Source organism: uncultured Anaerococcus sp. (assembly GCF_963510575.1).
In the GTDB taxonomy this organism is placed as follows: Bacteria; Bacillota; Clostridia; order Tissierellales; family Peptoniphilaceae; genus Anaerococcus.
The window spans coordinates 1-26,023 of sequence record NZ_CAUPFR010000012.1 but is presented as its reverse complement, the minus strand read 5'-3'; the positions used below and the strand labels follow the sequence as shown (position 1 = coordinate 26,023).

Below are 26,023 nucleotides of genomic sequence, written 5' to 3'. Positions count from 1 at the left end.
TCCAAACAATATATGATAAAAACCATAAAATACAATTTTATGTAAAAAATCTTCCCTAACTTAGGAAGATTTAATATATAAAAATATGGTTAGTAGCTCTTTTATCCTCTAAAAGCAAGTCTTTTTTGTGGTCAAAATCCTTTGGCCTTACATACTTATCCTTTCTTTCTATAGCTACTATGGCAAACCTATCTTTGAAATCTGAACAAGTAGATAGGGTGATAATCTTATCATTTCTACTTGGTAGGGGCTTATCTTTGAGGATGTTATTTTCCTTTATCAGCTTTAGGTAATTTTCAAAGTCCAAACCATCATAAGAATAGGCCCTGTAATTGGCATCAACATCTAAATCCATAGCACAAACCACATCAAAGACCCTCCTTGCCAAGGGAGTGTCAATTATTATCTGAGAATGGTTTTTGATAAAATTCTTATCCCTAAACTTGTCTAGGTCGTGGAAAATATAACCAATCCTTACATTGTGGCCATATATTACTGTGTTATCGTTAGAAAAATCGCCCTTGTGGACGTGGTCGATGAAGACTCCTCCGTTGATGTAATACTCATTTTTATAGTTATGGTCTAGGTAATATTCATTGTCAGTCCCTTGGACAATAGGAAAATCTATCTTGGTCCCCCCTATGATAATCCTACCCTTAACCTGAGGATATTTTTTCGCCAAGTCTTTGACATAATTTGCTGCCTTTTGAGACTCTTCTTCTATTTTTTGCCTATAAGTCCCCTCCAAAAAGGCTCCCATCCTCTTTTCATTAGCTTTGCTTATTATATTATTTATTTCTTCTACCCTATGTTCATCCAGCCTTGACTTGCAAAATCTCTCTAATTCCATCTTAGAAATTTGAGAGTCAACCCAAGTTTGGTTAAATTCATCATTCTTTTTTAAGGTAAAGAAAAATATTAGCAAGAAAAAAATCCATAAAATATAAGAATAATTCTTTTTCATAATCTCTCCTGGCATATATTCTACACTTTTTAGCTTAATTCTCTAGTAATGATTGGGTTTTAGAAATTTATAAACAAAAAATCTCCCTAGGCTTAGGAAGATTTTTCTGTTAGTAGAAGCCTTTCGTATAGGTCTTCGTAAAATGGTTTGGATTTCATAATTTCTGCCACTAGATAGGCCACAAATGAAACTACTGCTAGGGCTAGAATATTGGAAAAAGCTCCTCCTGTCATTTCTAAAATAAGGATAATGGCTGTAATTGGTGTCCTTACTATGGATGAAAAATGGCCTGCCATGGCGATTAGGGATATGGCGTAAATCATTTCTACGGGTATTAGGCCTAGGTCAGCAAGGACTGAACCGTAAATATTTCCCAAAATTGCCCCTATTGCCAAAAGTGGAACGAGAGATCCTCCCGATAGGCCAATGCCAAAGGCTAGGGCAAGGAGCAAGATTTTTGTCCCGTACATATAAATAAGGGTGGCAAGGCTAGCATTTCCCTCACTTGGCAAATAGATTAATTCTTCACCAGAAGCGAATAGCCTTGGGTCAATGAGTAGAACAAGCCCTGTAATTACAAAAGGAGCTAGGTATTTAATTATTTCTGGTAAGGCAATTTTTTTGTAAATGGATTTTGAACCTATGACCACTTTATTAAATAAAACTCCAGATAGGCCTGCTAAAATTCCCAAAATCACGATTAGGACCAAGGATTTTTGGTCTATATTAGCGAAGACTGGTATGTTTTCTAGGCTTGGATGGTCTCCAAAAATCATTCCGGATGTGACTGTGGCTGAGATGATTGTAAGGGCTGAAGATAGGAAAGTAGAAAAATTATGGGTCCTAAAAATTTCCTCAACAGCGAATATCAAAGATGCCACAGGGGCGTTGAAGGCAACAGCAAAACCTGATGCTGCAGCTGACCCAATAAATAAATTTCTATCTAACTTTGGGAAAAATTTCCCAACTATATCACCAGCTAGACCACCGAGTTGGACTGATGGGCCCTCCCTACCGACAGTAAGGCCAGATCCGATTGTAAGAACTGATGCGATAAATTTGCCTATGATAGTTTTTTCGCTAGAAACACCTATTGTCCCTTCCATCATCCCGGTCATAACTGGAATACCAGACCCTTTGGTGTTCTTATCTTTTTTCAAAATAAAAAAGCTTATGATGCCAATTAGGATAATAAGAGCCATAAAAATTAGCTTATCCTTGCTTGTGCCACTTATTAGAAAACCATCCATAAATCCTGCAAGCAAGCCAATTATCTTTTTGAAAATTCCAATTAAAAGACCTGTGAAAATGCCCAAAATAATAAAGGCGGGTAGCGATTTAAACGATATTTTTTCTTCCATATTTTCTCCTTTAATCCTACTATACCGAATTTCCCAGCTCTTCGCCGAAATTTCCCCCAAAAATATGATACAATATTAGTGGAGAGAAAATAGAAAGGATACATATGAAATATTTTGATTTTAAAGGAGAGAAAATTTCCAGGCTCGGCTTTGGCTGTATGAGATTTAAGACGATTGACGGTGATAATTCTAAGATTGACAAGGTCGAATCGGCAAAAATCCTCAAAGAAGCAATCGGCAAGGGACTTACATACATAGATACAGCCTACCCTTACCATGACCAAATGAGCGAAAGATTTGTCGGAGAATTTTTAGAAGAAAATAAGTTGAGAGATAAGATTTATCTAGCAAGCAAAATGCCTTGCTGGCTGGTAAAAGAAAAAGACGACTTTTATAGGATTTTTAATGAACAATTAGAAAAACTTAGAACATCTTATTTGGACTTCTACCTCCTTCATTCCCTTGATATAAAAAGATTTAGGCAAATGGTAGACCTTGGCGTCTTTGAATTTGTTGATGAATTAAAGGAAAAAGGCCTTGTAAAAAATATTGGTTTTTCCTTCCACGACGAATACGAGGCCTTCGAAGAAATAATCAAGGCTTATGACTGGGATTTTTGCCAAATCCAGCTAAATTATTTGGATATCAAGCTCCAAGCAGGGCTAAAAGGCTATGAATTAGCAAAGAAAATGGGTATTCCAGTGGTAATCATGGAACCTGTAAAGGGCGGTAGACTTGCCAATCCACCTGCCCAAGTAAGGGAAATAATGGCTGAATTTACAGACCTATCCCCTGCCCAACTTGCACTTAAATTCCCACTTTCTTTGGACAATGTAATGACAGTCCTATCCGGCATGAATTCTAGCAACCAGGTCGCAGAAAATATGACAATCGCAAGCGCAGATCCAAGTCTTTCAGAAAAAGAAATCGAATTTTATAAAAAAGCACGAGAAATATATAAGAGAAGAGAAAAAATCGCCTGCACAGCCTGCGAATACTGCCTGCCATGTACCGTAGAAATCAACATTCCAAAGGTATTTGCAATGTGGAACAAGGCTTTTTTATACGATGAGGCAGAAATATCCAAAAAAGCCTTTGAAGAATATCTAAAAGACGGAGCAAAGCCAGAGGATTGCATAGAATGCGGCAAATGCGAAAATATCTGCCCACAAAGCCTAGAAATAATCGAAGGATTAAAAAAGGCTGATGAGTTTTTGGCTAAATAAAAGCAATGTAAAAGACCCAGCTGGGTCTTTTTTGTTCGAAAAAATATTTATAATATTTAGGTCTCCCGAATGTATGAAAACAGCTTGATTTAAGTGTTCCTAGTAGGTTTCTCGACCTCGCTCTACTCTGTATCAGTCCTTCCATCAATTTAATTTCATTAAATTGGGATAGGGCTTCAGAGACGTGGGTGTATTTTTCAAACTTATAAGTCAAAGTATTTACGTAATAGTTTTTTTCTATAATTTTATTTTGATTTAGCCTTCTCTTAAAATCGATCCACATAACCTAATTCCAAGGCTTTGGCGTATAATTCCATCTTATTTTCTACACCTAGTTTTTTATAAATATTTTCTATGTGGTGGTACAAAGTTCGTTCGCTTATGAATAGGTCTTTGGCTATTTGGGTGTTGGTTTCACCTGTGATTAATTCTTTTAGGACCTCTTCTTCTCTTTTTGTGAGGGGATTTTCGATGAGATTCTCATCTTCTGTCCACAAGCCGTTATTGATTTGACAAATTTTTTCTATTAAGCTTTTAGAGTCTATGGACTTTGACAAAAATCCTGCCGCACCCAAGTCTAGGGCTTTTTTCTTGTAGATTGGGTTTGTGTATGAGGATAAAATTACTGTTTTTATGTTTATCTTACTTGCCGACAAATTTTTAAGGACATCAAAACCAGAATTCTTATCTAAATTTATATCCAAAAGACAAATGTCATAGGAATTTACTTCAATTTTTCCAAAAAATTCTTCCACATCGCTTACAAAATCGCACTTGCTTATTTCCGAGCTTTCCAAAAGCAAGGCTTTTAGGCTTTCGCCAAAAATTTTGTGGTCGTCTAAAATTATTATTCTCATCAATTCTTCCCTAGCCTTACTTGAGTTTTCAATATTCCGTCCTTATAAAAATATTTTATATCTCCGCCAAATGAGTCTAGCAAAAATTTCATAAATAAGACTCCACCCCTGGATTCCCCTATATTTTTAAAATCATTTTGGCACGCACCATCGCTTGTGACTTTTAGTATTATATCTCCCCCTTCCAAGTCCATCTTATAGGTGATTTTAGAACCCTTGGAGTGTTTATAGATGTTGTTAATTAGCTCTTTTGTTATGATTAGAATAGTCCTTAGACTTTGAGGATTGATCCTACTATCTTTAATAGTTTCTGAAATATTAATGGTGTGATGAAAATGAAATATAAAGTAAATGATATTTTAAACATAAAAAATTCTTTTTATATTTTCTTTAATGTTTATATCCGTAATCAAAATTTCCCTATAATAGGTCATGATAGACCTAGATTTGTTTTCCAAATTTTCTGCGATTACCTTAGCCTTTTCAAGGTCAGGAGTTTTTAAATTCAAATTATTCCTTATCCCATAAAGGTCTTGGATGATTTCATCGTGGATTAACCTCGCAAAGTCTTCTTGTTGGCTTGTCAAATATTGCCCTAGGTCAAAATATTTGATTGTTTTTTGGTATCTTTTTAAAACTAACCCAGAAAGAATGGTGCAAGTTAGGAAAACAAAGACAAAGCCATAGTAAAAATAAGATTCTTGTGCCATAGCAAATGGGATGGTAAGGATTGTTAAGGCTCCCAATATGCAGGTTAATAAAATATAGATTATTATCCCTTTTTCTCTTGTTTTCATTTTTTCCTCCTTTGTATTTTGGTATTGGATTTAATAAAAATCCCTAAAGTCTTTTCGCTTTTATTATATTTCCTAAATTTCCCTTGCCTATGGCAGTTTTCTGCAAAATTCCCAAATAAAAAGACCCACGAGGGGCCTTTTGTTTTATACTTCTTCAGTTTCTTCTTCTGCTGCTTCTATTAGTTCAAGGTTGGCTTTGATTTGTTCATCTTCTAAGTCTTTGGTTTCGTAGTCTATTTCTACGTCGTTGTAGTATTTTAGACCTGTACCTGCAGGGATTAACTTACCGATGATGATATTTTCTTTTAGACCTCTTAGGTCATCAACCTTGCCCTTGATTGATGCATCTGTTAGAACTCTGGTTGTTTCTTGGAAGGATGCGGCTGATAGCCATGAATCTGTCGCAAGACTTGCCTTGGTGATACCAAGAAGTTCTTGTTCATAGATGGCAGGCTTTTTGCCAGCTTCTTTCATTTTATCATTTACTATATCAACTTCACGTCTATCTTGAAGGCTTTCTGGCAAGAATTCTGTGTCGCCTGATTCGATAATTTTAACCTTCTTTAACATCTGACGAGCAATTACTTCTATGTGCCTATCGTCGATTTCTACACCCTGTTGCCTATATACTTTTTGGACTTCCTTGGTGATGTAATCTTGAACACCAACCTTGCCTAATACATCAAGTACGTCGTGTGGATCTAGGGAACCTTCTGTTAGTTGGGCACCAATTTCTACTTCTTCCCCGTCTTTTACTAGGATTCTTGAACCAAATGGAATGTTGTATTTCCTGCTTGTTCCATCAGCACCTGTGATTTCAACGTCAGTTTTCTTATCGTTTTGGATTAGGGAAACTGTTCCGGAGTTGGCTGCGATGAAGGCAAGACCCTTTGGTTTACGAGCTTCAAAAAGCTCCTCAACCCTTGGAAGACCTTGGGTAATTCCAACGCCTGCTATACCACCGGAGTGGAAGGTTCTCATTGTTAGCTGGGTACCCGGCTCACCGATTGATTGGGCAGCGATAATACCAACTGCTTCTCCCATGTTTACGTGTTTGCCTGTTGCAAGGTTTCTACCATAGCATTTTGCACAAACACCTTGTTTAGCCTTACATTCTAGAACTGACCTTAGTTTTACTTCCTTAATGCCAGCTGCTACAATCTTATCAGCCAAATCTTCATCTATTACTTCGTCTTTATGAACAATTATTTCGCCAGCTTCGTCTTTGATATCTTCGAAAGATGTACGGCCGACAATCCTTGTTCTTAAGTCTTCGATTAATTCGTTGCCGTCTTTGAATTCGTGAGCAACAACAAAACCATCTGAATGGCAGTCATCTTCTGTTACTATAACGTCTTGGGAAATATCTACCATCCTACGAGTTAGGTAACCTGAGTCGGCAGTCCTTAGAGCTGTATCTGTTAGACCCTTACGAGAACCGTGGGTTGAGATAAAGTATTCTTGTACTGAAAGACCCTCTCTGAAGTTTGCCTTGATAGGAATTTCGATAATCTTACCATCGGCCTGACTCATAAGTCCACGCATAGCGCCTAGCTGTCTAATCTGGTTGGTAGAACCACGGGCACCAGAGTCCGCAAAGATTTTGATGTTGTTATCATCTTTAAGGTCTGCAAGAAGAGCATCTGTTACCTTGTTTGTGGTATCTTGCCAGATTTCAATTACCTTTTCATATCTTTCATGGTCTGTTATCAAACCACGTCTATAAAGTTTGTCATACTTATCAACTGCAGCATCTGCCTCATCTATTAGGGCCCATTTTTCTGCTGGAATCTTTACGTCATCCATAGATACAGTTAGGCCTGATAGGGTTGAGTACTTATAGCCTGTTTGCTTGATATAGTCAAGAACTTCTGCAGTTTTGATATTGCCGTGCTTTCTAAAACACTTATCAATAATTTCCTTTAGCATACCTGAGTCGATTAGGGTATCAACTTCAAGTGAATATGGGTCTTCTTTCCTATTTACATAGCCTAAATCTTGTGGAAGACCTTCGTTGTAGATGAACCTACCTACTGAAGACTCTACAATCTTGCCTGGGTCCATGTCGTCTTTTTTAACTCTGACGCCAACCTTAGATTGGTATTCAACTATGCCTGAAACTAGGGCTTTTTTCATCTCGTTTGTTGATTCGAAAACCATACCCTCGCCCTTGGCGCCTTCCTTGATTGTTGTTAGGTAATAAGCACCTAGCACCATATCCTGGGATGGAGTTGTAATTGGCTTACCATCCTTAAGACCAAGGATGTTGTTGGTTGACATCATAAGAAGTCTTGCTTCGATTTGGGCTTCGTTTGATAGTGGAAGGTGGATAGCCATCTGGTCACCATCGAAGTCGGCGTTAAAGGCGTTACAAGCTAGTGGGTGGAGCTTAATAGCCTTTCCTTCTACAAGGATTGGCTCGAAAGCTTGGATACCAAGCCTGTGAAGAGTCGGAGCACGGTTTAGTAAAACTGGGTGGTCCTTGATGACTTCTTCTAGGACTTCATACACTCTTGGGTCTTTTTTCTCTACCATCTTCTTGGCAGTTTTTAGGTTGTGGGCCATTTCCTTTTCAACTACTTTGTTCATGATAAATGGCTTAAATAACTCAAGGGCCATCTCTTGTGGTAGACCACATTGGTTGAATTTAAGGTCTGGACCAACTACGATTACAGAACGGCCTGAGTAGTCAACCCTCTTTCCAAGAAGGTTTTGTCTAAACCTACCAGACTTACCTTTTAGGAGGTCTGATAGGGACTTCATATTCCTATTTGAAGCGCCAGTTACAGCCCTACCCCTACGACCGTTGTCGATTAGGGCGTCAACTGCTTCTTGGAGCATTCTCTTTTCGTTTCTTACGATGATTTCTGGTGCGCCTATATCTAGAAGTCTTTTTAATCTGTTATTTCTGTTGATAACTCTTCTGTATAGGTCGTTTAAGTCAGAGGTTGCAAACCTACCACCTTCTAGTTGAACCATTGGTCTTAATTCTGGTGGCATTACTGGGAGAACATCTAGGATCATCCATTCTGGTTTGTTGCCGCTGGTTAAAAAGGCATCTACAACTTCAAGACGTCTTGAAACTCTAACCTTCTTTTGGTTTGAAGATTCATCAAGCTCTTTTAAAAGAAGTTGGTATTCCTTTTCAAGGTCGATGTTTTGAAGAAGTTCCTTTACAGCTTCAGCCCCCATAGCTGCCTTAAATTCTGTATCATCTGGATATTCTTCTAATATATCTTGGTATTCAGTTTCTGAAATTTCTTGTTTAGCAACAAGGTCTGTAGAACCTGGATTAATTACTACATAAGATGCAAAGTATAGGATTTTTTCCAAAACTCTTGGGCTCATGTCTAGTAAAAGTCCCATCTTTGATGGAATGCCCTTAAAGAACCAAATATGAGAAACTGGAGCAGCAAGCTCAATGTGGCCCATTCTCTCACGTCTAACCTTAGACTTGGTTACTTCTACCCCACATTTTTCGCAAACTACGCCCTTGTATCTCATTCTCTTGTATTTTCCACAAGAACATTCATAATCCTTGGTTGGACCGAAAATCTTTTCGCAGAAAAGTCCGTCTTTTTCAGGTTTAAGGGTCCTATAGTTTATAGTTTCAGGTTTCTTAACCTCGCCATGAGACCAGCTTCTTATTCTTTCTGGGGATGCAACTTTCATCCTCATCCCATAAAATTGATTTAATTCGCTCATAAACTTCCCTTCTCCTAAGCTTCGCTAGCTTCTTCTTCTGCCTCTGTCTCTTCCTTAGGGGCATTTGCCTTAGCAAGCAATTTGCTTTGGTTTCTAATCTTAGACGCATCTATCTTTTCTACTTGAGAGAACCTATCTTGGTCATCAATATTTTCCTTAAGCTCAACTACATCTCCATTTTCATCAAGAAGTTCTACGTCAAGGGCTAGGGATTGTAGCTCTTTGACTAAAACCTTGAAGGATTCAGGTGTACCTGGCTCAGGAATATTTTCGCCCTTTACTATTGATTCGTAGGTCTTAACCCTGCCTGTAACGTCATCTGATTTTACAGTTAGGATTTCTTGGAGGGTGTGGCTTGCACCGTAGGCTTCAAGTGCCCATACCTCCATCTCACCAAACCTCTGGCCACCGAATTGGGCCTTACCACCAAGTGGTTGTTGGGTTACAAGTGAATATGGTCCGATAGATCTAGCGTGGATTTTTTCTTCTACCATGTGGTGGAGCTTAAGCATATACATGACGCCGACTGTTACAGGGTTTTGGAACTCTAGACCAGTTCTTCCGTCACGAAGTCTAATCTTACCTGTCTTATTTACGAAAGGAGCAACTTTCTTTGCTTCTTCTAAGACATCTTCGATTTCTGTATCCATAGCACCATCGAATACTGGTGTTGCTATCTTCCAGCCAAGTGTCCTTGCTGCAAGACCCATGTGAACTTCAAGTACCTGACCTAGGTTCATACGGCTTGGGATACCTAGAGGGTTTAGGCAGATTTGGATAGGGGTTCCATCTGGTAAGAATGGCATGTCTTCTCTTGGTAAAATTCTTGAAACGACACCCTTGTTACCGTGACGACCACACATCTTATCTCCTACCATGATTTTTCTCTTGGTAGCTACATAAACTCTAATTACTTTATTTACACCTGGAGATAGTTCATCTCCGTCTTTTTTGTTGTATTCCTTAACGTCAACTACGATTCCCTTTTCACCGTGAGGTACTTTTAGGGATGTATCTCTTACTTCTCTAGCCTTTTCACCGAAAATCGCACGTAGAAGTCTTTCTTCTGGAGATAGTTCAGTTTCTCCCTTTGGAGATACCTTACCTACTAGGATATCACCACTTGCTACTTCAGCACCTATCCTAATTACACCATTTTCGTCAAGGTCTTTTTTCATATCATCGCCGACATTTGGTATATCCTTGGTAATCTCTTCTGCACCAAGCTTGGTTTCTCTAGCTTCACACTCGTGTTCTTCTATGTGAACTGATGTTAAAACGTCATTTATTACTAGCTCTTCATTTAAGAGCATAGCATCCTCGAAGTTGTAGCCTTCCCAAGTTGTGAAAGCTATTAGGATATTTTTACCAAGGGCAAGCTCTCCATTTTCTGTTGATGGACCGTCTGCTATAACTTGACCTTCTTTTATTTCTTCGCCTAACTTTACAATTGGTCTTTGGTTTATGGTTGTGCCTTGGTTTGCTCTTTCAAATTTGAGGAGCTCGTAAGTTATTACTTCACCATTTGATGGTTTTACTTTTATCTTGTCTGCTGCAACATAAACTACTTTTCCGTCTGTTTTTGAAACAACACATACTCCGGAATCCTTAGCAGCCCTATGCTCAATACCAGTTGCTACAATAGGTGCAGCTGATTTTATTAATGGAACTGCCTGACGTTGCATGTTGGCACCCATGAGGGCACGGGTTGAGTCGTCGTTTTCTAGGAATGGGATTAGGGATGCACCGACAGATACAATCTGTTGTGGAGATACGTCCATATATTGGATTGAATCTCTTGGGTAAATATCATTTTCACCCTTATAACCACGACCAGAAACTCTTTCGTTTATAAATCTGTTATCTTCATCAAGAGGCTCGTTGGCTTGGGCAATGATGTAATTATCTTCAACGTCAGCTGTTAGGTAGTCAATTTCGTCTGTAACAACTCCACCTTCCTTAACAACCCTGTATGGGGTTTCGATAAAACCGTATTTATTAACCCTAGCATAGGTTGTAAGAGAAGTGATAAGACCGATGTTTGGTCCTTCTGGAGTCTCTATCGGACAAATCCTTCCGTAGTGAGAATCGTGAACGTCCCTTACTTCTACACCTGCCCTATCTCTTGAAAGACCGCCTGGTCCTAGGGCTGAAAGTCTTCTCTTGTGGGTCAATTCGCTCATTGGGTTAGTTTGGTCCATGAACTGAGAAAGCTGACTTGAACCAAAGAATTCCTTGATAACAGCTGTAACTGGCTTGATATTGATTAAACCTTGTGGGGTTGCTATATCTGGGTCTTGGGTAGTCATTCTCTCACGAACAACTCTTTCCATCCTAGCAAGACCTACCCTAAATTGGTTTTGGAGGAGTTCCCCAACACCTCTTACACGACGGTTGCCTAAGTGGTCGATATCATCAGTCTCACCCACGCCTTCAAATAAATTGAATTGGTAGTTTACAACTGCAAGTATATCTGATTTTGTGATGTGCTTTGGACAAAGTTCTTTCTTTCTTCTTTGCATCATCTTAATTAGTTCTTCATCACTTTCAGCTTCATCGATAATTTCAGTCATTACTGGGTAGTAAACTTTTTCGCTAAAATCATCAAAGTCTATATCAAGGCCTTCTAGCCTATCAAAGGCGTGGATATCAACAAAGTTATTGCCTACAATTTTGAGGACAACCTCTTCGTTATCTGAATTTATTTTTCTAATATCAACTGCAACTATGCCTGAGTTTTCAATCTCAACAGCGACTTCTTCGCTAATTACATCTCCTGCTTTAACAAAGATTTCGCCAGTTTCTGAATCTATTACATCCTCTGCTGCAACTTCACCAGCTATTCTTGGAGCAAGGGCAAGTTTTAAGTTGTATTTATACCTACCGACCCTAGCCAAATCATATCTTCTATCATCGAAAAGAAGGTTGTTTATAAGGGTAGTAGCTGACTCAAGTGAAGCTGGGTCACCTGGTTTTAATTTTCTGTAAATTTCTATTAAGGCTTCTTCACTATTTTCAGAATTTTCCTTTTCTAGGGTATTTCTTAAGTGTTTGGTATCACCAATAGCCTTTATAATTTCTTCATCTGTATCAAACAAAATGGCACGCACAAGGGTAGTAGCAGGTAGCTTTCTAGTCCTATCAAGCCTTACGTTTACAGTGTGGCTGGCATCTGTATCAAACTCAATCCAAGCTCCCCTATTTGGGATAACTGTAGATGAATAAAGCTTATCACCACTCTTGTCTGTTTCTTCTGCATAGTAAACACCTGGAGATCTGACTAACTGGCTTACTATTACTCTTTCTGCACCATTTATAACGAAGGTTGCAGAATCAGTCATCATTGGGAAATCACCCATGAAAACCTCTTGTCTTTTGATCTCACCAGTTTCTTTATTAAATAAAATAGCCATAACCTTAAGGTCTCTAGCATAGGTTAGGTCCTTATATTTCGCTTCTTTGAGGCTATATTTTGGTTCTTTTTCAAATTCAAAACCAGTAAATTCTAGGCTTAATTTGCCATTGTAGTCTTCTATAGGGGAAATATCTTCAAGGATTTCTCCAAGACCTTCTTTTATAAACCACTCATATGAGTCTTTTTGAACTTTTAATAAATTTGGTAAATCCAAGACTTCAGGAAACTTTGAGAAAGACATTCTCTCTGTTTTCCCATATAACTTTTTATGATATTGGGCCATTCTTACTCCTTACTGTTTGCAAAAATAGGACAAATAAAATTTGCCTTTTTGAGATAAAAAAATCTCGATAAATAGATTTCTAGCAATTGTATATTATACTCTAAAACAATCAACCTTCAAGATATTTATCAAGATTTCTCCTTCATTTTTACCTTTTTTTCTAAACTTTTTGACATACTATCTAAATATGATATGAGTTTATCGGCATTTGTCAACACCTACAGGGTTTTTTTAGCAAATAAGAAAAAAATTTTAAGAAAATGGGATATAAATGTTAGTTTAAATCCTAAGATGAACCGAAATTTAAGTTTTTTTATAAATTCAATATCTCTTATTTTTATAATTTCTTTCTATATATAAGCATGCTTGCTTTTACTTATTTTCACTATACAATCATTTAATATATAAACAATTTGAATTTTATGTTATAATGGATATAAGGGAGGACTTATGAAAGACTTTATAAAATTTTTTAGCATTATCACTGGATTATTTAGGTCCATATTCAGTATCTTATTGCTTTTCGCTACAGGCTTTGTAGTTTTTGTTGATAACCACTTATTTCTAGCCAGCTTAGACCTTTTAGGTATAAATAATATTTCACCTGCCCTTATTAAACCCCTTGCCCTTGGGGGCCTTATCCTTGCTTTTGTGATAAATACTGGTATTACAAGGTCAATTTTTAAGGCTGGTGAAAATGGCAAGACCCATTTGGTAAATGTATTTTTTGGCCTAGTCTTCTTGGGTCTTGACGCTTTTCTTTATTTTTACTTTAGGGAAAAATTGCTCTATATCCTTCTAGGTCTTAATGGACTTATAGTTTTAAATTCACTTATAGGCTTGATTGCGAGGTTTAAAGGGATTTACGATACAGGAATAATAGAGAAAAAAGCTGAGTATATAGAAGTTAAAACAGGTTTAAAGGAAAAAGACCCAACTGATAATCCTATCAAACTTGATTTTGTGGATGGAGATGAAAAAGAAGAGGTAAAAATCCTTAAAAAAACCGATACAGAAGTTGACGGAGAAACTGTAATTAGATCAACCCAGTTAATAGAAAAGGATACTGATCTTGGAAATGATACTGAAGGGGAAATCATCAAAGCAGAAGAAGTTGAGGCTATACTTGAAAACAAGGGAGACTCACAGCCTAAGCTCGACCAAGATGACCTTAGTAAGGAAGAGTCTGATAAAAATTCACTAAGCAAAAAAGATGCAGAAGAAAAAAATCCTCCAAGTGATTTTGAAGGAACAAACAAAAAAATTAACAAACTTGTAGAAGATGAGGGTAAAACAGATAAGACCTACGACCCAGACCTAGCGGAGGATTTCAAAAAGAAAGAAGAAGCTAAAATCTACAACAAATCAAACTTTGTCAAAAACGAAGATTAGGGGCTTGGGGCTCTTAAGGCTTAAGCCTTAAGGGTCTAGCCCTTTTAAAATCGAAAAAATGAAAAGGAGAAAACATGGATAAAACCTACCAAAGCCTCATCAAAGGCCTCTACCCAGACAAAAACTCAATCAAAGATGACCTCATCCTCCTAAACGCCCAACAACGCCTTCCTAAGGGAACTGAATATTTCTTTTCTGATATTCATGGGGAAAGCGATGCCTTTTTGCATTTACTAAGGTCTGCCTCAGGTAATATTAGGGATAAGATTCAAAAACTTTTTGGAGATACCCTTGAAAAAAAGGACCAGGATGCCCTTGCCCACCTAATTTACGACCCAGATTTGGTTTTAAAATCCCTAAAAACACAGGATAGGATTTCCAAAGATTATCTTACTATTACCATTCATAGGCTAATCAACCTCCTAAAATTCGTTTCGACTAAATATCCAAAAGATTATGTAAAAAGAAAGTTCCCTCAAAAATACAGCCTAATTTTGGATGAACTTCTTTATACCAACGATTCCGAATACAACAAGAGAGCCTATTATGAATCCTTGGTTACAAATATAGTAAAATATGAAGTTGCCTTTGACTTTATCAAGGTCATCTGCACCCTCATCCAAAGAATTTCTGTAGATAAGCTCCACATAGTTGGCGATATTTACGACAGGGGCCCATCTCCTCATATAATCATGGACGAACTTTTGACCTTCCCAAGCGTTGACTTCCAATGGGGCAATCACGATATAGCCTGGATGGGAGCCTGCTCTGGCAACACAGCCCTAATTGCCGCCTGCGTAGCCGATGCTATCAAATACAACAATTTTGACATGCTCGAAGACGGTTACGGTATAAACCTCAGAGTCCTCTTTGAATTTGCCTTAGAAACTTACGGTGATGACCCTTGCATCTATTTCCAACCAAGGATTTATGATGATAATATTTACGATAATATTACCTTGGAGGCTGCAGCAAGGATGCACAAGGCAATTTCAATAATTAGGTACAAGCTTGACTATGCTCTAATCGAGAGAAATCCAGACTTAAATATGGATGATAGAAACGTCCTAAAATTCATTGACTTTGATGATTTTACCTACAAGGGCGCCAAGCTTAAGGATACAAATTTTCCTACCATAGACCCTAAAAATCCATCTAAATTGACTAAGGAAGAGGAAAATGTCATCCATGTTCTAAAGCAAGACTTCATCAAAAATGACAAGCTCAATAAGCACATGGACTTCCTTTACAAAAACGGAGCCATGTATAAAATCGAAAACGGATCCCTACTCTTCCACGGTTGCATTCCATTGACAGCTGAGGGAAATTTCCAAGAAGTAAAGTTTGGAGGAAAAACCTACAAGGGTAAGGCCCTCATGGATTATTTTGAAAAAGTCGCAAGGGATGCCTATTACACAAAAAATAAAAAGGTCAAGGACATGATGTGGTACCTTATCAGTGGCAGGTATTCTCCAATTTTTGGCAAGAGCCAGTATTCCTATTTTGAAAATGTCTTTGTTGATGATAAAAAACTCAAAAATGAAGAACCAAACCCTTACTACGCCCTATGCGATCAAGAAGAAATCGTGGATAAAATCCTAGATGAATTTAAGGTTGAAGGCAAAAGACGCAGGATTGTAAACGGACACGTGCCAGTAATTACCAAAACAGGCGAAAGTCCAATCAAGGCAAATGGCAAACTCTACGTCATAGACGGTGGCATTTCCAAGCCTTACCAAGCCAAAACCGGCATAGCAGGCTACACCCTAGTTTTCAATTCCCACCACGTAGCCCTCGCCGAACACAAGTCCTACGAGTCAATCACCAACAAGGTTTCATCCTACACCCCAAATATAAAAGAGGTAGAAGTCATGAATCCAAGAATGCTCAGGCGTGACACTGACGAAGGTAAAATCAAAGCCAAAAAAATCGAAATCCTAGAAGAGCTCCTCGACCTCTATGACGAGGGAGAAGCTTGGTAAAAGCAAATCACAAAAATTTTTAAAATTAAAATAAATTGAATATTTTTCTGCAAGTTAAAAGGCTAAAGATTTTTAAAATCCCCAGCCTTTTTTTCTCACATTTTTACTACTTCTGGATAGTCTTTGCCAAAAGTTTCTACGCTTGCTTTTTCTATTCTTACGTCTTCTTTTGGCCTATCTTGCCTATCAGTTTTGCTTGCTGCAATCTTATCTACCACGTCCATGCCCTCGATTACCTTGCCAAAACCAGCATATTGGCCATCTAGGTGTGGACTATCTTGGTGCATGATGAAAAATTGGCTACCAGCTGAATCTGGCATAAAACTTCTCGCCATGGATAAGACTCCCCTTTCGTGTTTTAAATCATTTTTAAAACCGTTTTGGCTAAATTCGCCCTTTATTGCATAGCCTGGGCCACCCATACCTGTGCCTTGTGGGTCCCCACCTTGGATCATAAAGTTTTTTATTACCCTATGGAAGATTAGGCCGTCATAAAAGCCCTTTTTTATTAGGGAAATAAAGTTATTTACAGTATTTGGAGCAATATCTGGGTAAAGTTCTGCCTTTATTTTGTCTCCATTTTCCATCATGAAGGTTACTATTGGATTTTTTTCTGTCATACTTCCTCCTTAATTTTTAAAAGAATGAACAGGAGCAGGGATAAATCCTCCCCTATTAATCATGATACTCGAATCTGACTCGCCCACATCTATTATAGGAGCATAGCCTAGGAGACCTCCAAATTCAACCTGGTCTCCCACGTCTTTTCCTGGAACAGGAATCAGCCTAACAGCTGTTGTCTTGTTATTGATAACCCCAAGGGCAGCCTCATCGGCAATCATAGCTGAAATACTTGCTGCTGTGGTCTTTCCAGGAATGGCAATCATATCTAGACCAACAGAGCAAACGCAGGTCATAGCTTCTAGCTTATCAAAGGAAATCCATCTCTTGCTGGCTGCTTCAATCATAGCCTCATCTTCGCTAACAGGGATAAAGGCACCAGAAAGTCCTCCAACCCTAGAGCTAGCCATGATTCCACCCTTCTTAACAGCATCATTAAGCATAGCAAGGGCAGCAATTGTGCCATGGCCCCCTACCTTATCAATGCCGATTTCTTGTAAAATCCTACCAACAGAATCGCCTATAGCTGGTGTTGGAGCAAGAGAAAGGTCAACTATACCAAAGTTTTTATTTAATTTCTTGCAAACCTCTTGGCAAACAAGTTCGCCCATTCTTGTGATTTTGAAAGCTGTTTTCTTGATTATTTCATAAATTTCATTGATTTTTAAATCTTCCTTACCTGAAATGGCAGCTTTCACCACTCCAGGTCCTGAAATACCTACGCTAATCACTGTATCAGCCTCACCCACACCGTGGAAAGCACCTGCCATAAAAGGATTATCCTCAACTGCATTGGCAAAAACAACCAGTTTTGCACAACCAAAGGCATTATCAGTATTATTTGCCAATTCTTTTATAGTTTTTCCACAAAGGTCAGCTGCGTCCATATTGATCCCTGCCTTGGTTGAGCCGATGTTAATTGAAGCGCAAACAAGGTCTGTTTCAGCCAAAGCCCTTGGAATAGACTTAATTAAAATCTCATCAGCTGGAGTCATACCCTTTTCAACTAGGGCAGAAAATCCACCTATAAAGTCAATTCCAATATCCTTAGCCGCCCTGTCTAGGGTTTTAGCAAAAGGAGTGTAATCATCAAGGTCAGTCGCTGCCGCAATGAGGGAAATAGGAGTTACAGCTATCCTGTTATTTACAATTGGAACTCCATAAATCTGTGAAATTTCCTTAGAAATCTTTAGAAAATCCTTACTCTCCCTAATAAGCTTATCGTAAATTTTTTCGCAAGCCTTTATGTAGTCAGGGTCGATACAGTCAAGTAAACTAATACCCATAGTTAGGGTTCTAATATCGAGATTTTCCTCATCCAGCATTTTTATTGTTTCTAAAATATTTGCCTTATCCATCTTAAATCCTATGCATTACATCAAAAACTTCTTCGTTTTGAATCCTAATTTCAAGTTTTGTTTCCTTAGACAAGGCATCAAAAGCTCCTATTATTTCACTAAAATCAGCATTTGCCTCTGTCATATCAATATTAATCATAGCCACAAATTTGTCTTCCATAATAGTTTGACTCATGTCTAAGATATTTATATTGTACTTGTATAAAACTTCTGTAACTTGATAAATTATTCCCGGTCTATCTTTTCCTATAATTGTAAGTATTGCTTTCATAAAATCCTCCATAATCATTGTACCACTGATTTATTATATTATTAGAATAAAGGAAAGTTTTTTTCAATTTTTGATAAAATTTTCACAAATCGCCTAATCTTTGAAATATTTTACCAAAGTCTTATTATTTTCGCCAACAAAAAAAGCTCAGGAATCCTGAGCTTGTGTTTCTTAGTACCAACCGTTTCTTTGCCAGAAAGCTTGGGCATTTTCCCATGAACCGTACCTTTGAGCTACATAGTTATCTGCTGCAGCTTCTTGTTGGGCTGGGCTTGCACCGTAAGGAACTAGAGATGGGTTTAATTGGTATCTACCATAGTAACCACCTCTTGGATTGTAAGCTGTGTATGAACCACCAGATTCTCTTTGAGCTATCCATTCCTTAGCCCAATTTGATGAACCTTGGTAAGTTTTGTTATTATTTTGAGCTGGTGCTTGTTGTCTTTTAGCTGGTTGAGCCTTTTGAGTTGTCGCGTTTTTAGCTTGAGCCTTTTGAGCCTTAGCTTTTTTTTCATTTCTTTGTCTAAAAGTTTTTAGGAGGTTATTGTAAACATAACCAACTTTTCCGTCAATTTCTACTTTTACAAAGCCATTTTCAGCTATTTCTACAGCCTTTGCTGGAGTTCCCTTTTTAAGAACTTCGATTACTTCTGAATCTAAGTTAGGTTCTTTTCTGAAATTTGTAGCTGAAACTACTTCTGTATCTTCAAGAAGGTGGAAAAGATCAGCTGATACATAGGCATCCTTGCCTTCGAAATCAATTACTAACCAGCCATCTTTTTTATCTTTTATTTCATATTCTTTGTTTTCATCATCAATTAGGCCGATAATGTTATCGCCAAGCTTAGCTTCACTTCTAACATTTACTCCATTTGCTAGGTCTTTATTGATAACTGCGCTTGCTGCGTCTGCCTTTTTTGCTCCAAAGCTAAAGGCCGTTGGTATTACTAGGGCTGCCGCTAGGGCGTATTTTGTTATAAATTTCATTTTTTTCTCCTTATATCTATGTAAACTAATTATTTTCGATTTCTTTGCTACAATCTGTTACAATAGTTACAAATTGATAACAATTCCTTATTACGTTTTATAGTATAACTATAAATTGTGTGGAAATTATGTAGAAATCGCCAAAAATTACAAATTGTTTACACTTTTATCCAACCTATTGATTCCATGGCTTTTGCCCCTCTATATTTATCTTTTTTCAGTGAATTTTTATGCTATTTTTTTATCAAACTTGGGGCGTATTGACTCATCTCATAGTTTTATCATTTTATTTTCTTGTAATAATTGATTTACATTTTGTAACTAATTTTGAAAACCAAATACAAAAACAGGTGAAATTTTCAAGCAAAAGTTTTCAGAAAAATCCCCTAAATACATATATATTTGCCCATATTTTTCATATGTAGTAAAATTTATTTAGATATATATAGAAAGAGAGAAACTATGAGAACAGTTTATATTTTATGTGGAGGGCCTTCAAGCGAGCATGATATCGCCCTTAGGAGCGCTCTGAACATAGTTAAGAACCTAAATAAGGATAAGTACGAAAAAAAGATTGTATATATAGATAAGAACGGAAAATTTTCGCCAACTTTCACAGACTTTGATCCGGCTGATGAGTTTTCCCTTGTAAAAAAAATCGATAAGTCATGCCAGGCTTCGATTGCTGACTTTCTTTTAGAGGTCTCAAAAGAAGATTTAGAAAATACCATAATCCTTCCTGTAGTTCACGGAACCTACGGCGAAGATGGCACAATCCAGGGCTTTTTGGATGCTGTTGGTCTTAAATACATAGGTAACGGCCTACTTTCATCTGCGATTTGCATGGATAAGGTGACTTCAAATGGCATTTTTGAAAAGTCTAAGCTAAGCCAAGCCAAGTACAGGTATTGCTATAAGGAAGACTTTACAGATGCTTTTGTGGATGCTTGTATAAATGACATCGGCCTGCCCCTCATTGTAAAACCATCTGCTAATGGTTCTTCAGTTGGGGTTTCAAGGGTGGATTCAAAGGAGGATTTCAAAAAAGCAGGCCTTGAGGCTCTTAAATATGACAGAAAACTTTTGGTTGAAGAATTGATCGTAGGCCAAGAAATAGAACTTGCTGTCCTTGGAGATTCTGATAAGATAGATGTTTCTGACCCAGCCGCCTATATAACCGACCACATATTTTTAGACTGGGATGCCAAGTATTTTTCAAAATCAACCAGGGAAGAGCTTCCTTATAAGATGGATGAAGCCGACAAGGAAAAAGCTAAAGAATTTGCCAGAGCCTGCTACAAGGCTGTTGGTTGCGAAGGTTTTGCCAGGGTAGATATTTTTTACGGACAAGACAAAAATTTCTATATAAATGAAATTAACACCTTCCCAGGCTTTACCCCATCCTCATTTTTTGCTAGGATGGCTATGAACCTATATGACGTTGATTTTTCATCTATCCTCGATAAATTAATAGATGATGGCTTTAGGAGAAGTGAAAATGATTGAAAAAACTCTTGGCGAAATCGCCCATATGATTAAGGGAGAAGTTTCAGACGAAAAATTTGCCGATGTAAAGATTAAAGGAATTTCAACCGATTCTAGGACTATTGACCCAGGTGAGCTTTATATTCCCCTGGTTGGCGAGGTCTTTGATGGTAGGATTTTTATTAAGGAATGTGAAAACAAGGGCGCTAAGGCCTTCCTTATTGATAATCCAGAAAAGATTAACAAGACTGTTTCCATTCCCTATGTAAAAGTAGCCGATACAAAAAAGGCTCTCCAAGACCTAGCAAGTGCCTTTAGAGATGAGCTTTCTTGCAAGGTAATTGCCATCACCGGATCAAATGGCAAAACCACAACCAAGGACCTTTTATATCAAATTCTTTCAGAAAAATATAAGACCCAAAAGACTTGTGGCAACCTAAATAACGAAATCGGCGTACCTAAAACAGTCCTAAGCCTAGATACTGACACAGAAGTGGCAATTATAGAGCTTGGTACTGATAATTTTGGGGATATTTCCCTCACATCTAGGATGGTTAAGCCAGATATAGCTATGATTACCAATATCGGTGACGCCCACCTCCACAACCTCAAAACCAGGTCTGGGATTTTAAAGGCCAAACTTGAAATCCTCGAAGGAATGGCAGATGACGGAATTTTTATCTACAATATAGATGACCCAACCATGCAAAAGGAAATCCCAACCTACAATATAAGGCAAAAAGTTCTCACCTTTGGTAGGGACGCTGGGGCTGATTTTAAGATTAACTTTGAGAAGTCTCCATCATCTGTGATTCGTTTTTCACACAAAGATGACCATTACGAAGTCCCACTTATGGGCGAACACAATATCTACAATGCCGCAGCTGTTGTAATGATAAGCGAAATCTTAGGTCTTAATAAGGAAAAAATTGATGCTGGCTTTATGAAGGTAAAATCCACCCAAAATAGGACTGAACTTTTAGAATTTGATGGCTTTGACGTTTTGGATGACTCCTACAAGTCAAATCCCCAATCCCTCCTTGCAGGTCTGGAAACAGCCTATATGCTCGAAGGCTACAAGAGAAAGATAGTGTGCCTTGCAGATATGCTTGAGCTTGGCGAAAACGAAAAAGACCTCCACAGGGAAGTTGGTAACAAACTCGATAGCAAAAAAATCGACTATGCCCTCTTCTATGGTCCCCTTGCCAAAGAAATGTACGAGGCAAGCCTAGAAAATTTCCCAACCAACAGAACTTTTTATTTTAACCACAAGGACGAACTAATCGAAAAATTAAAATCCCTTGTAATCGGTGCTAGCCTAATATTTGTCAAAGGCAGCCACGGTATGCACATGGAAGAAATAATTGAATCAATAAAAAACTTTAATATATGAGAGAGGAAACTATGATTTATACTGTAACCCTAAACCCTTCTATTGACCTATATGTAGAAGTAGACCAATTAAAACCAGGTTATAACAACAACATCAAAACCGAAAGGACCCTACCAGGTGGTAAGGCTATCAACGTTTCAAGAATTTTATCCCAAATAAAAATTCCTACAACAGCCACAGGTTTTCTTGGCTCCTACCAAGGACTTTTTATAAAAGATTGGCTAGAAAAAGAAGACATCCTAGCTGACTTTGTTGAGATAAGCCAATCTAACAGGATAAATATAAAAATTTTCGAAGACAAAAAAGAAACCGTAATCAATTTCCAAGGCCCAACCATTTCCTCAGAAGAAGTCGAAGAACTCCTCTACTACCTATCCAGAGTCAGGGAAGGCGACACAATCATCTTTGGTGGTTCTGTTCCACCTATGGAAAATGGCGAAGACTCTGATATCTACGACAGGATGGTAGAAATCGCCAAGGCCAACGGTGCCTACTTTATAGCTGACGTTCCAAGCCAATACTTGATGAACATAATTTCCAGAGGTCCACTCCTAGTTAAGCCAAACGGCGAAGATATCGAAGAAATTTACAAGGTCAAAATCAAAGACAAGATGGACTACATTCCTTATGGCAAAGACCTCATCAAAAAGGGCGCCCAATATGTAATAATTTCTTACGGTGAAGGCGGATCTATGTTCTTTACCAGAGACGGCGTCTATTCGGCAAAACCAGTAAAAGACGGCAAGGAAATAATCAACACCGTAGCCTGCAGGGATGCTATGATCGCTGGCTTTGTAGGAACCCTCGTAAGAGATAATGACCCAATCGAATCCTACATGGTAGCAGTAGCCGCCGCAAGCGCCACAGCCAAGGTCCTAGACCTACCAAGCAGGGAAGAAATTTTAGAAATCCTCCCACTTGTTGATATTGATGTTATAGAATAAATGCTAATAATAGCACTTTGCAATAATATAGGCCAATTAAAAAAATCTAAAAGCTTAAAAAATTATAAAACCCTAGCAGAAGAAAAAAATATGCAAAATTTTTTCCACGACTATAGGGACAATTTTTCATTCTTTGATACCTACTCGCTTTTCGATCCCTACAAGGATATAGAATTAAAAAGAGAAAACCTAGAGGATATAGAGAAATTTGCCCAAAGCCTATATAATTTTGCAAAAAACCTAGACCTAGAAGCAGAAAATAAAATCATCGAAAAATATAACCTATCGCAAAGAAAAATAAAAAACTATAGCAAAAATCTAAAAGCCCTTGCAAGGCTTGCTATAGAAAAAAATATGACCCTAGCAGGCCTTGGAGATTAATCCAAGCCGGCTAGGGTTTTTTGCCATTTAAAAATCTCTTTTTTTGTAAAAGTTAATGGAAAGTTTTATTGAAATTATAAGTAAAAGAACAACTAGGATTATAAACCCAATTAAAAGTATTTTTTGATTTTCTTTTACAAAGCTAATGATTTGTCCAAAATCTTTTATAAAAGTTCCAGCAAGCATTCCTATTATTCCAATTATAAATATTGGTAAAAATCCAAAGGTCTTTGCTTTTGAGTAACCATACTTGAAAAATATTGGATATTGAAATCCAATCATCAAAGTAAAAAATACTAAGTTCATACCAATCATTCTAAAAATCTCTGTTCCTATTGGATAATCCTTAACTAAGGCTATCAATAAATAGTAGATTATTCCAAATATGCTTACAATAAAAAAGATAATATAAGCTAGAATGTATCTTGCAATAACATGTCCCTTACTATTTATTCCACAAATCCTATAAAGTCCGTCTATTCCAGAATTCTCACCTAATAAAAATGGATATGACGAAAATATTATTCCAAATAGAACGGCCATAGATATTGTAATAACTGGGCTTTTCATGATATACATATACAAAAATGCAATGAAAGTCATTATAGCAAAATTTTTAATAGTTATATAAGGTTTCATAGAGATTATATCTAGTTTAATTTGCTTACTTATATTCATTATATCCTCCCATAATAAATCATTATTTGGTCAATACTTGGCACTTCTGCCACTAATGCTTCATCTTCCATATAATCTTCTCTTAAAATTAGGGCTTCAAAATTGACTTTAGACATCTTTTGACCTAGGATTTTGATATTCTTTATTTTTTCAAAATCATCAAGGCCACCCTTAATTAGTAAAAACTTATCGTAAAGCTCATCTTTTGGGCCTTCAAAGACGATTTTCCCCTGATCTATAAAGACAATATAATCGGCAATCCTATCTAAATCCTGGGTTATGTGGGTTGAAAACAAAACTGTATGGTCGGGATCTTCCATAAAGTCTAAAATCATATCCACAAGTTCATCCCTCATGGCAGGGTCAAGGCCGCTTGTTGGCTCATCTAGGATTAGGATTTTTGCGTCATGGGAAAGGGCTACTGCAAGCATTAACTTAATCTTCATTCCCCTTGATAATTCACAAACTTTTTTCTCTCTTTCAAGGCCAAATTTTTCGAGATATACGTAATAAATCTTAGAATCCCACCTATCATAGCCTATAGCCATGGCCTCATTTACCAAATCCAAGGTCCAATCCTTGCCCAAAAATGAATCGTCCATGACAAGACCCACGTCTTGAAGATAGGTCAAATCTTTTATTTTTTTACCATCTATAAAAATTTCCCCATCATAGTTTATCAAAGACAAAAGCGCCTTGATGGTAGTTGTCTTTCCCATGCCGTTTTTGCCGATAAAGCCAGTTACAAAGCCTTTTTTGATGGCAAAGTCATTTGGGCCTAGGATAAATTTGTCATAAGCTTTGGCAAGATTTTTTGCTAGTATCTTATCAGTCATTAAAATCTCCTTCATATAAATATTCTAAAAGTTCAAATAAATCCTTCTTTTCCATTTCAATATCCCTTGAAATCTTAACCGCATCTAGGAGAGCCTCTTCGAGTTTTTTCTGTTTTTCCTCAAGCCTTAAATTTGGATCTTCTTTGCCGACAAAGGTCCCTAGGCCTTGGCGAGATTCGATAAATCCTTCAGTCTCCAGCTCATCATAAGCCTTTTTGACAGTCAATATCGAAATAGAAAGCTCTCGTGCGAGATTTCTCACAGATGGCAATTTCTCTCCTGCTTTGAGATTCTCCTTTAAGATTTCATCTCTAATAGCGTTTTTAATTTGTTCATAAATAGGGACAGCTGACCCATTTTTTATAATAATCTTCAATTTTATTCCCCTCTTCTCTATAACAGTATATAACAGTTTATAACACTTGTCAAAAAAATTTCATCTTCAAATCTACCAATAGGGTTTAATCCCTATATCAGACCTTATTTCCAACAAAAAAGATCCAAATAAGGATTTTCCCTATTTGAATCTTTTTGATTATAAAATTATTAGAATTCGTACTTAGCCTCTAATTTTGCTAAAGATGCATCTGCTTGTTTGATTAGGGCTTCCGCTTCTTTGATAAGAGCTTCAAGCTTTGATCTAACTTTTTTAACACGTTGTGGAGACAATTTTATTAGCAATTTTGCTGCCTCTATGGTTGTAGTACTTCTCTTGTAAGCCTTTTTCAATGACTTGTAGGTTTTAACTACTTTTTTGCTTGGTTTTTTCTTTACAAGTGTTTTTTTCTTTTGAACTGGCTTTTTCTCTTGGTCTGGTTTTTTAGTTGAATAAACTTCACTTTCATAAACACCTGGTTTGCCTATCTCATCAGGATTTACTTCATAATTTGGTGTTTCTTTTGAAGGAGCGACAGGTTTTTCTTCTGAAGGTACTACTGGTTTTTCTTCTGAAGGTACTGCTGGTTTTTCTTCTGAAGGTACTACTGGCTTTTCTTCTGGTTTACTTGGCTCAGCTGGTTTCTCTGGTTCTGCTGGGGTTTCAGATGGAGTTTCTGGTTCTGATGGGGTTTCAGATGGAGTTTCTGGT

Annotated in this window: 20 protein-coding genes and 1 pseudogene; 7 read left to right on the top strand and 14 right to left on the bottom strand. The window is 37.4% G+C overall.

From position 1 onward, the window contains the following. Positions 1–70: 70 nt before the first annotated feature. Positions 71–964 (bottom strand): class B sortase, encoded by an 894-nt coding sequence (locus RQ907_RS02085; RefSeq protein ID WP_311491752.1) that lies wholly within the window; start codon positions 962–964, stop codon positions 71–73. 92 nt (positions 965–1,056) lie between these two features. After that, on the bottom strand, positions 1,057–2,325 hold the full coding sequence (locus RQ907_RS02080) for a ClC family H(+)/Cl(-) exchange transporter (protein WP_311491751.1): 1,269 nt from the start codon (positions 2,323–2,325) through the stop codon (positions 1,057–1,059). A 104-nt stretch (positions 2,326–2,429) separates the two neighbouring features. Between RQ907_RS02080 and RQ907_RS02075 the strand changes: the two genes are divergently transcribed. Then, entirely contained in the window at positions 2,430–3,551 is a 1,122-nt protein-coding gene (locus RQ907_RS02075; protein ID WP_311491750.1) for an aldo/keto reductase, read from the top strand. A 266-nt stretch (positions 3,552–3,817) separates the two neighbouring features. On the opposite strand, the gene RQ907_RS02070 is transcribed toward RQ907_RS02075, so the two are convergent. The 4 genes from RQ907_RS02070 to RQ907_RS02055 form a co-directional block, all read right to left on the bottom strand. After that, a complete protein-coding gene (locus RQ907_RS02070) occupies positions 3,818–4,408 on the bottom strand; it encodes a response regulator transcription factor (RefSeq protein ID WP_311491749.1) in 591 nt (196 codons plus the stop codon). A 359-nt stretch (positions 4,409–4,767) separates the two neighbouring features. Beyond that, on the bottom strand, positions 4,768–5,205 hold the full coding sequence (locus RQ907_RS02065) for a hypothetical protein (RefSeq protein ID WP_311491748.1): 438 nt from the start codon (positions 5,203–5,205) through the stop codon (positions 4,768–4,770). A 144-nt stretch (positions 5,206–5,349) separates the two neighbouring features. Then, a complete protein-coding gene (gene rpoC, locus RQ907_RS02060) occupies positions 5,350–8,910 on the bottom strand; it encodes a DNA-directed RNA polymerase subunit beta' (protein ID WP_311491747.1) in 3,561 nt (1,186 codons plus the stop codon). 14 nt (positions 8,911–8,924) lie between these two features. Further along, positions 8,925–12,608 carry a DNA-directed RNA polymerase subunit beta gene (locus tag RQ907_RS02055; protein WP_311491746.1) on the bottom strand — a complete coding sequence of 1,228 codons (3,684 nt, stop codon included), beginning with the start codon at positions 12,606–12,608 and terminating at the stop codon, positions 8,925–8,927. A gap of 450 nt (positions 12,609–13,058) precedes the next feature. On the opposite strand from RQ907_RS02055, the gene RQ907_RS02050 reads away from it, so the two are divergent. Together RQ907_RS02050 and RQ907_RS02045 are read left to right on the top strand one after the other, a co-directional pair. Beyond that, a complete protein-coding gene (locus RQ907_RS02050) occupies positions 13,059–14,000 on the top strand; it encodes a hypothetical protein (protein WP_311491745.1) in 942 nt (313 codons plus the stop codon). Between the two features lie 74 nt (positions 14,001–14,074). After that, positions 14,075–15,982, top strand: a complete 1,908-nt coding sequence (locus RQ907_RS02045) for a fructose-1,6-bisphosphatase (protein ID WP_311491744.1) — start codon at positions 14,075–14,077, stop codon at positions 15,980–15,982. 95 nt (positions 15,983–16,077) lie between these two features. Here RQ907_RS02045 and RQ907_RS02040 read toward each other — a convergent pair whose 3' ends face one another. The 4 genes from RQ907_RS02040 to RQ907_RS02025 form a co-directional block, all read right to left on the bottom strand. Further along, positions 16,078–16,602, bottom strand: coding sequence for a peptidylprolyl isomerase (locus RQ907_RS02040; protein WP_311491743.1), 525 nt, complete (start codon positions 16,600–16,602; stop codon positions 16,078–16,080). A gap of 9 nt (positions 16,603–16,611) precedes the next feature. Further along, positions 16,612–17,961, bottom strand: a complete 1,350-nt coding sequence (locus RQ907_RS02035) for a PFL family protein (RefSeq protein ID WP_311491742.1) — start codon at positions 17,959–17,961, stop codon at positions 16,612–16,614. Between the two features lies 1 nt (position 17,962). Then, entirely contained in the window at positions 17,963–18,232 is a 270-nt protein-coding gene (locus tag RQ907_RS02030; protein WP_311491741.1) for an ACT domain-containing protein, read from the bottom strand. Positions 18,233–18,403: 171 nt separating this feature from the next. Then, the gene (locus RQ907_RS02025; RefSeq protein WP_311491740.1) at positions 18,404–19,219 is read right to left on the bottom strand and encodes an SH3 domain-containing protein; all 816 of its coding nucleotides are present in this window, start codon (positions 19,217–19,219) and stop codon (positions 18,404–18,406) included. A gap of 462 nt (positions 19,220–19,681) precedes the next feature. Between RQ907_RS02025 and RQ907_RS02020 the strand changes: the two genes are divergently transcribed. From RQ907_RS02020 to RQ907_RS02005, 4 genes are all read left to right on the top strand, one after another. After that, positions 19,682–20,725, top strand: coding sequence for a D-alanine--D-alanine ligase family protein (locus RQ907_RS02020; RefSeq protein WP_311491739.1), 1,044 nt, complete (start codon positions 19,682–19,684; stop codon positions 20,723–20,725). Next, complete coding sequence (gene murF / locus RQ907_RS02015; RefSeq protein ID WP_311491738.1) at positions 20,718–22,097, top strand: UDP-N-acetylmuramoyl-tripeptide--D-alanyl-D-alanine ligase; 1,380 nt, start codon at positions 20,718–20,720, stop codon at positions 22,095–22,097. The genes RQ907_RS02020 and murF overlap by 8 nt, the downstream gene beginning before the upstream one ends. 11 nt (positions 22,098–22,108) lie before the next feature. Then, positions 22,109–23,041, top strand: a complete 933-nt coding sequence (locus RQ907_RS02010; RefSeq protein WP_311491737.1) for a 1-phosphofructokinase family hexose kinase — start codon at positions 22,109–22,111, stop codon at positions 23,039–23,041. Positions 23,042–23,131: 90 nt separating this feature from the next. Continuing rightward, positions 23,132–23,422, top strand: a complete 291-nt coding sequence (locus tag RQ907_RS02005) for a hypothetical protein (RefSeq protein WP_311491736.1) — start codon at positions 23,132–23,134, stop codon at positions 23,420–23,422. A 27-nt stretch (positions 23,423–23,449) separates the two neighbouring features. On the opposite strand, the gene RQ907_RS02000 is transcribed toward RQ907_RS02005, so the two are convergent. The 4 genes and pseudogenes from RQ907_RS02000 to RQ907_RS01985 form a co-directional block, all read right to left on the bottom strand. Next, positions 23,450–24,100 carry an ABC-2 transporter permease gene (locus RQ907_RS02000; protein ID WP_311491735.1) on the bottom strand — a complete coding sequence of 217 codons (651 nt, stop codon included), beginning with the start codon at positions 24,098–24,100 and terminating at the stop codon, positions 23,450–23,452. Further along, entirely contained in the window at positions 24,100–24,936 is an 837-nt protein-coding gene (locus tag RQ907_RS01995) for an ABC transporter ATP-binding protein (RefSeq protein WP_311491734.1), read from the bottom strand. The genes RQ907_RS02000 and RQ907_RS01995 overlap by 1 nt, the downstream gene beginning before the upstream one ends. Next, positions 24,929–25,312, bottom strand: a complete 384-nt coding sequence (locus RQ907_RS01990; RefSeq protein WP_311491733.1) for a GntR family transcriptional regulator — start codon at positions 25,310–25,312, stop codon at positions 24,929–24,931. Before RQ907_RS01990 ends, RQ907_RS01995 begins: the two co-directional genes overlap by 8 nt. Positions 25,313–25,482: 170 nt before the next feature. Next, a pseudogene (locus RQ907_RS01985) lies at positions 25,483–26,023 on the bottom strand (hypothetical protein); the annotation flags it as partial.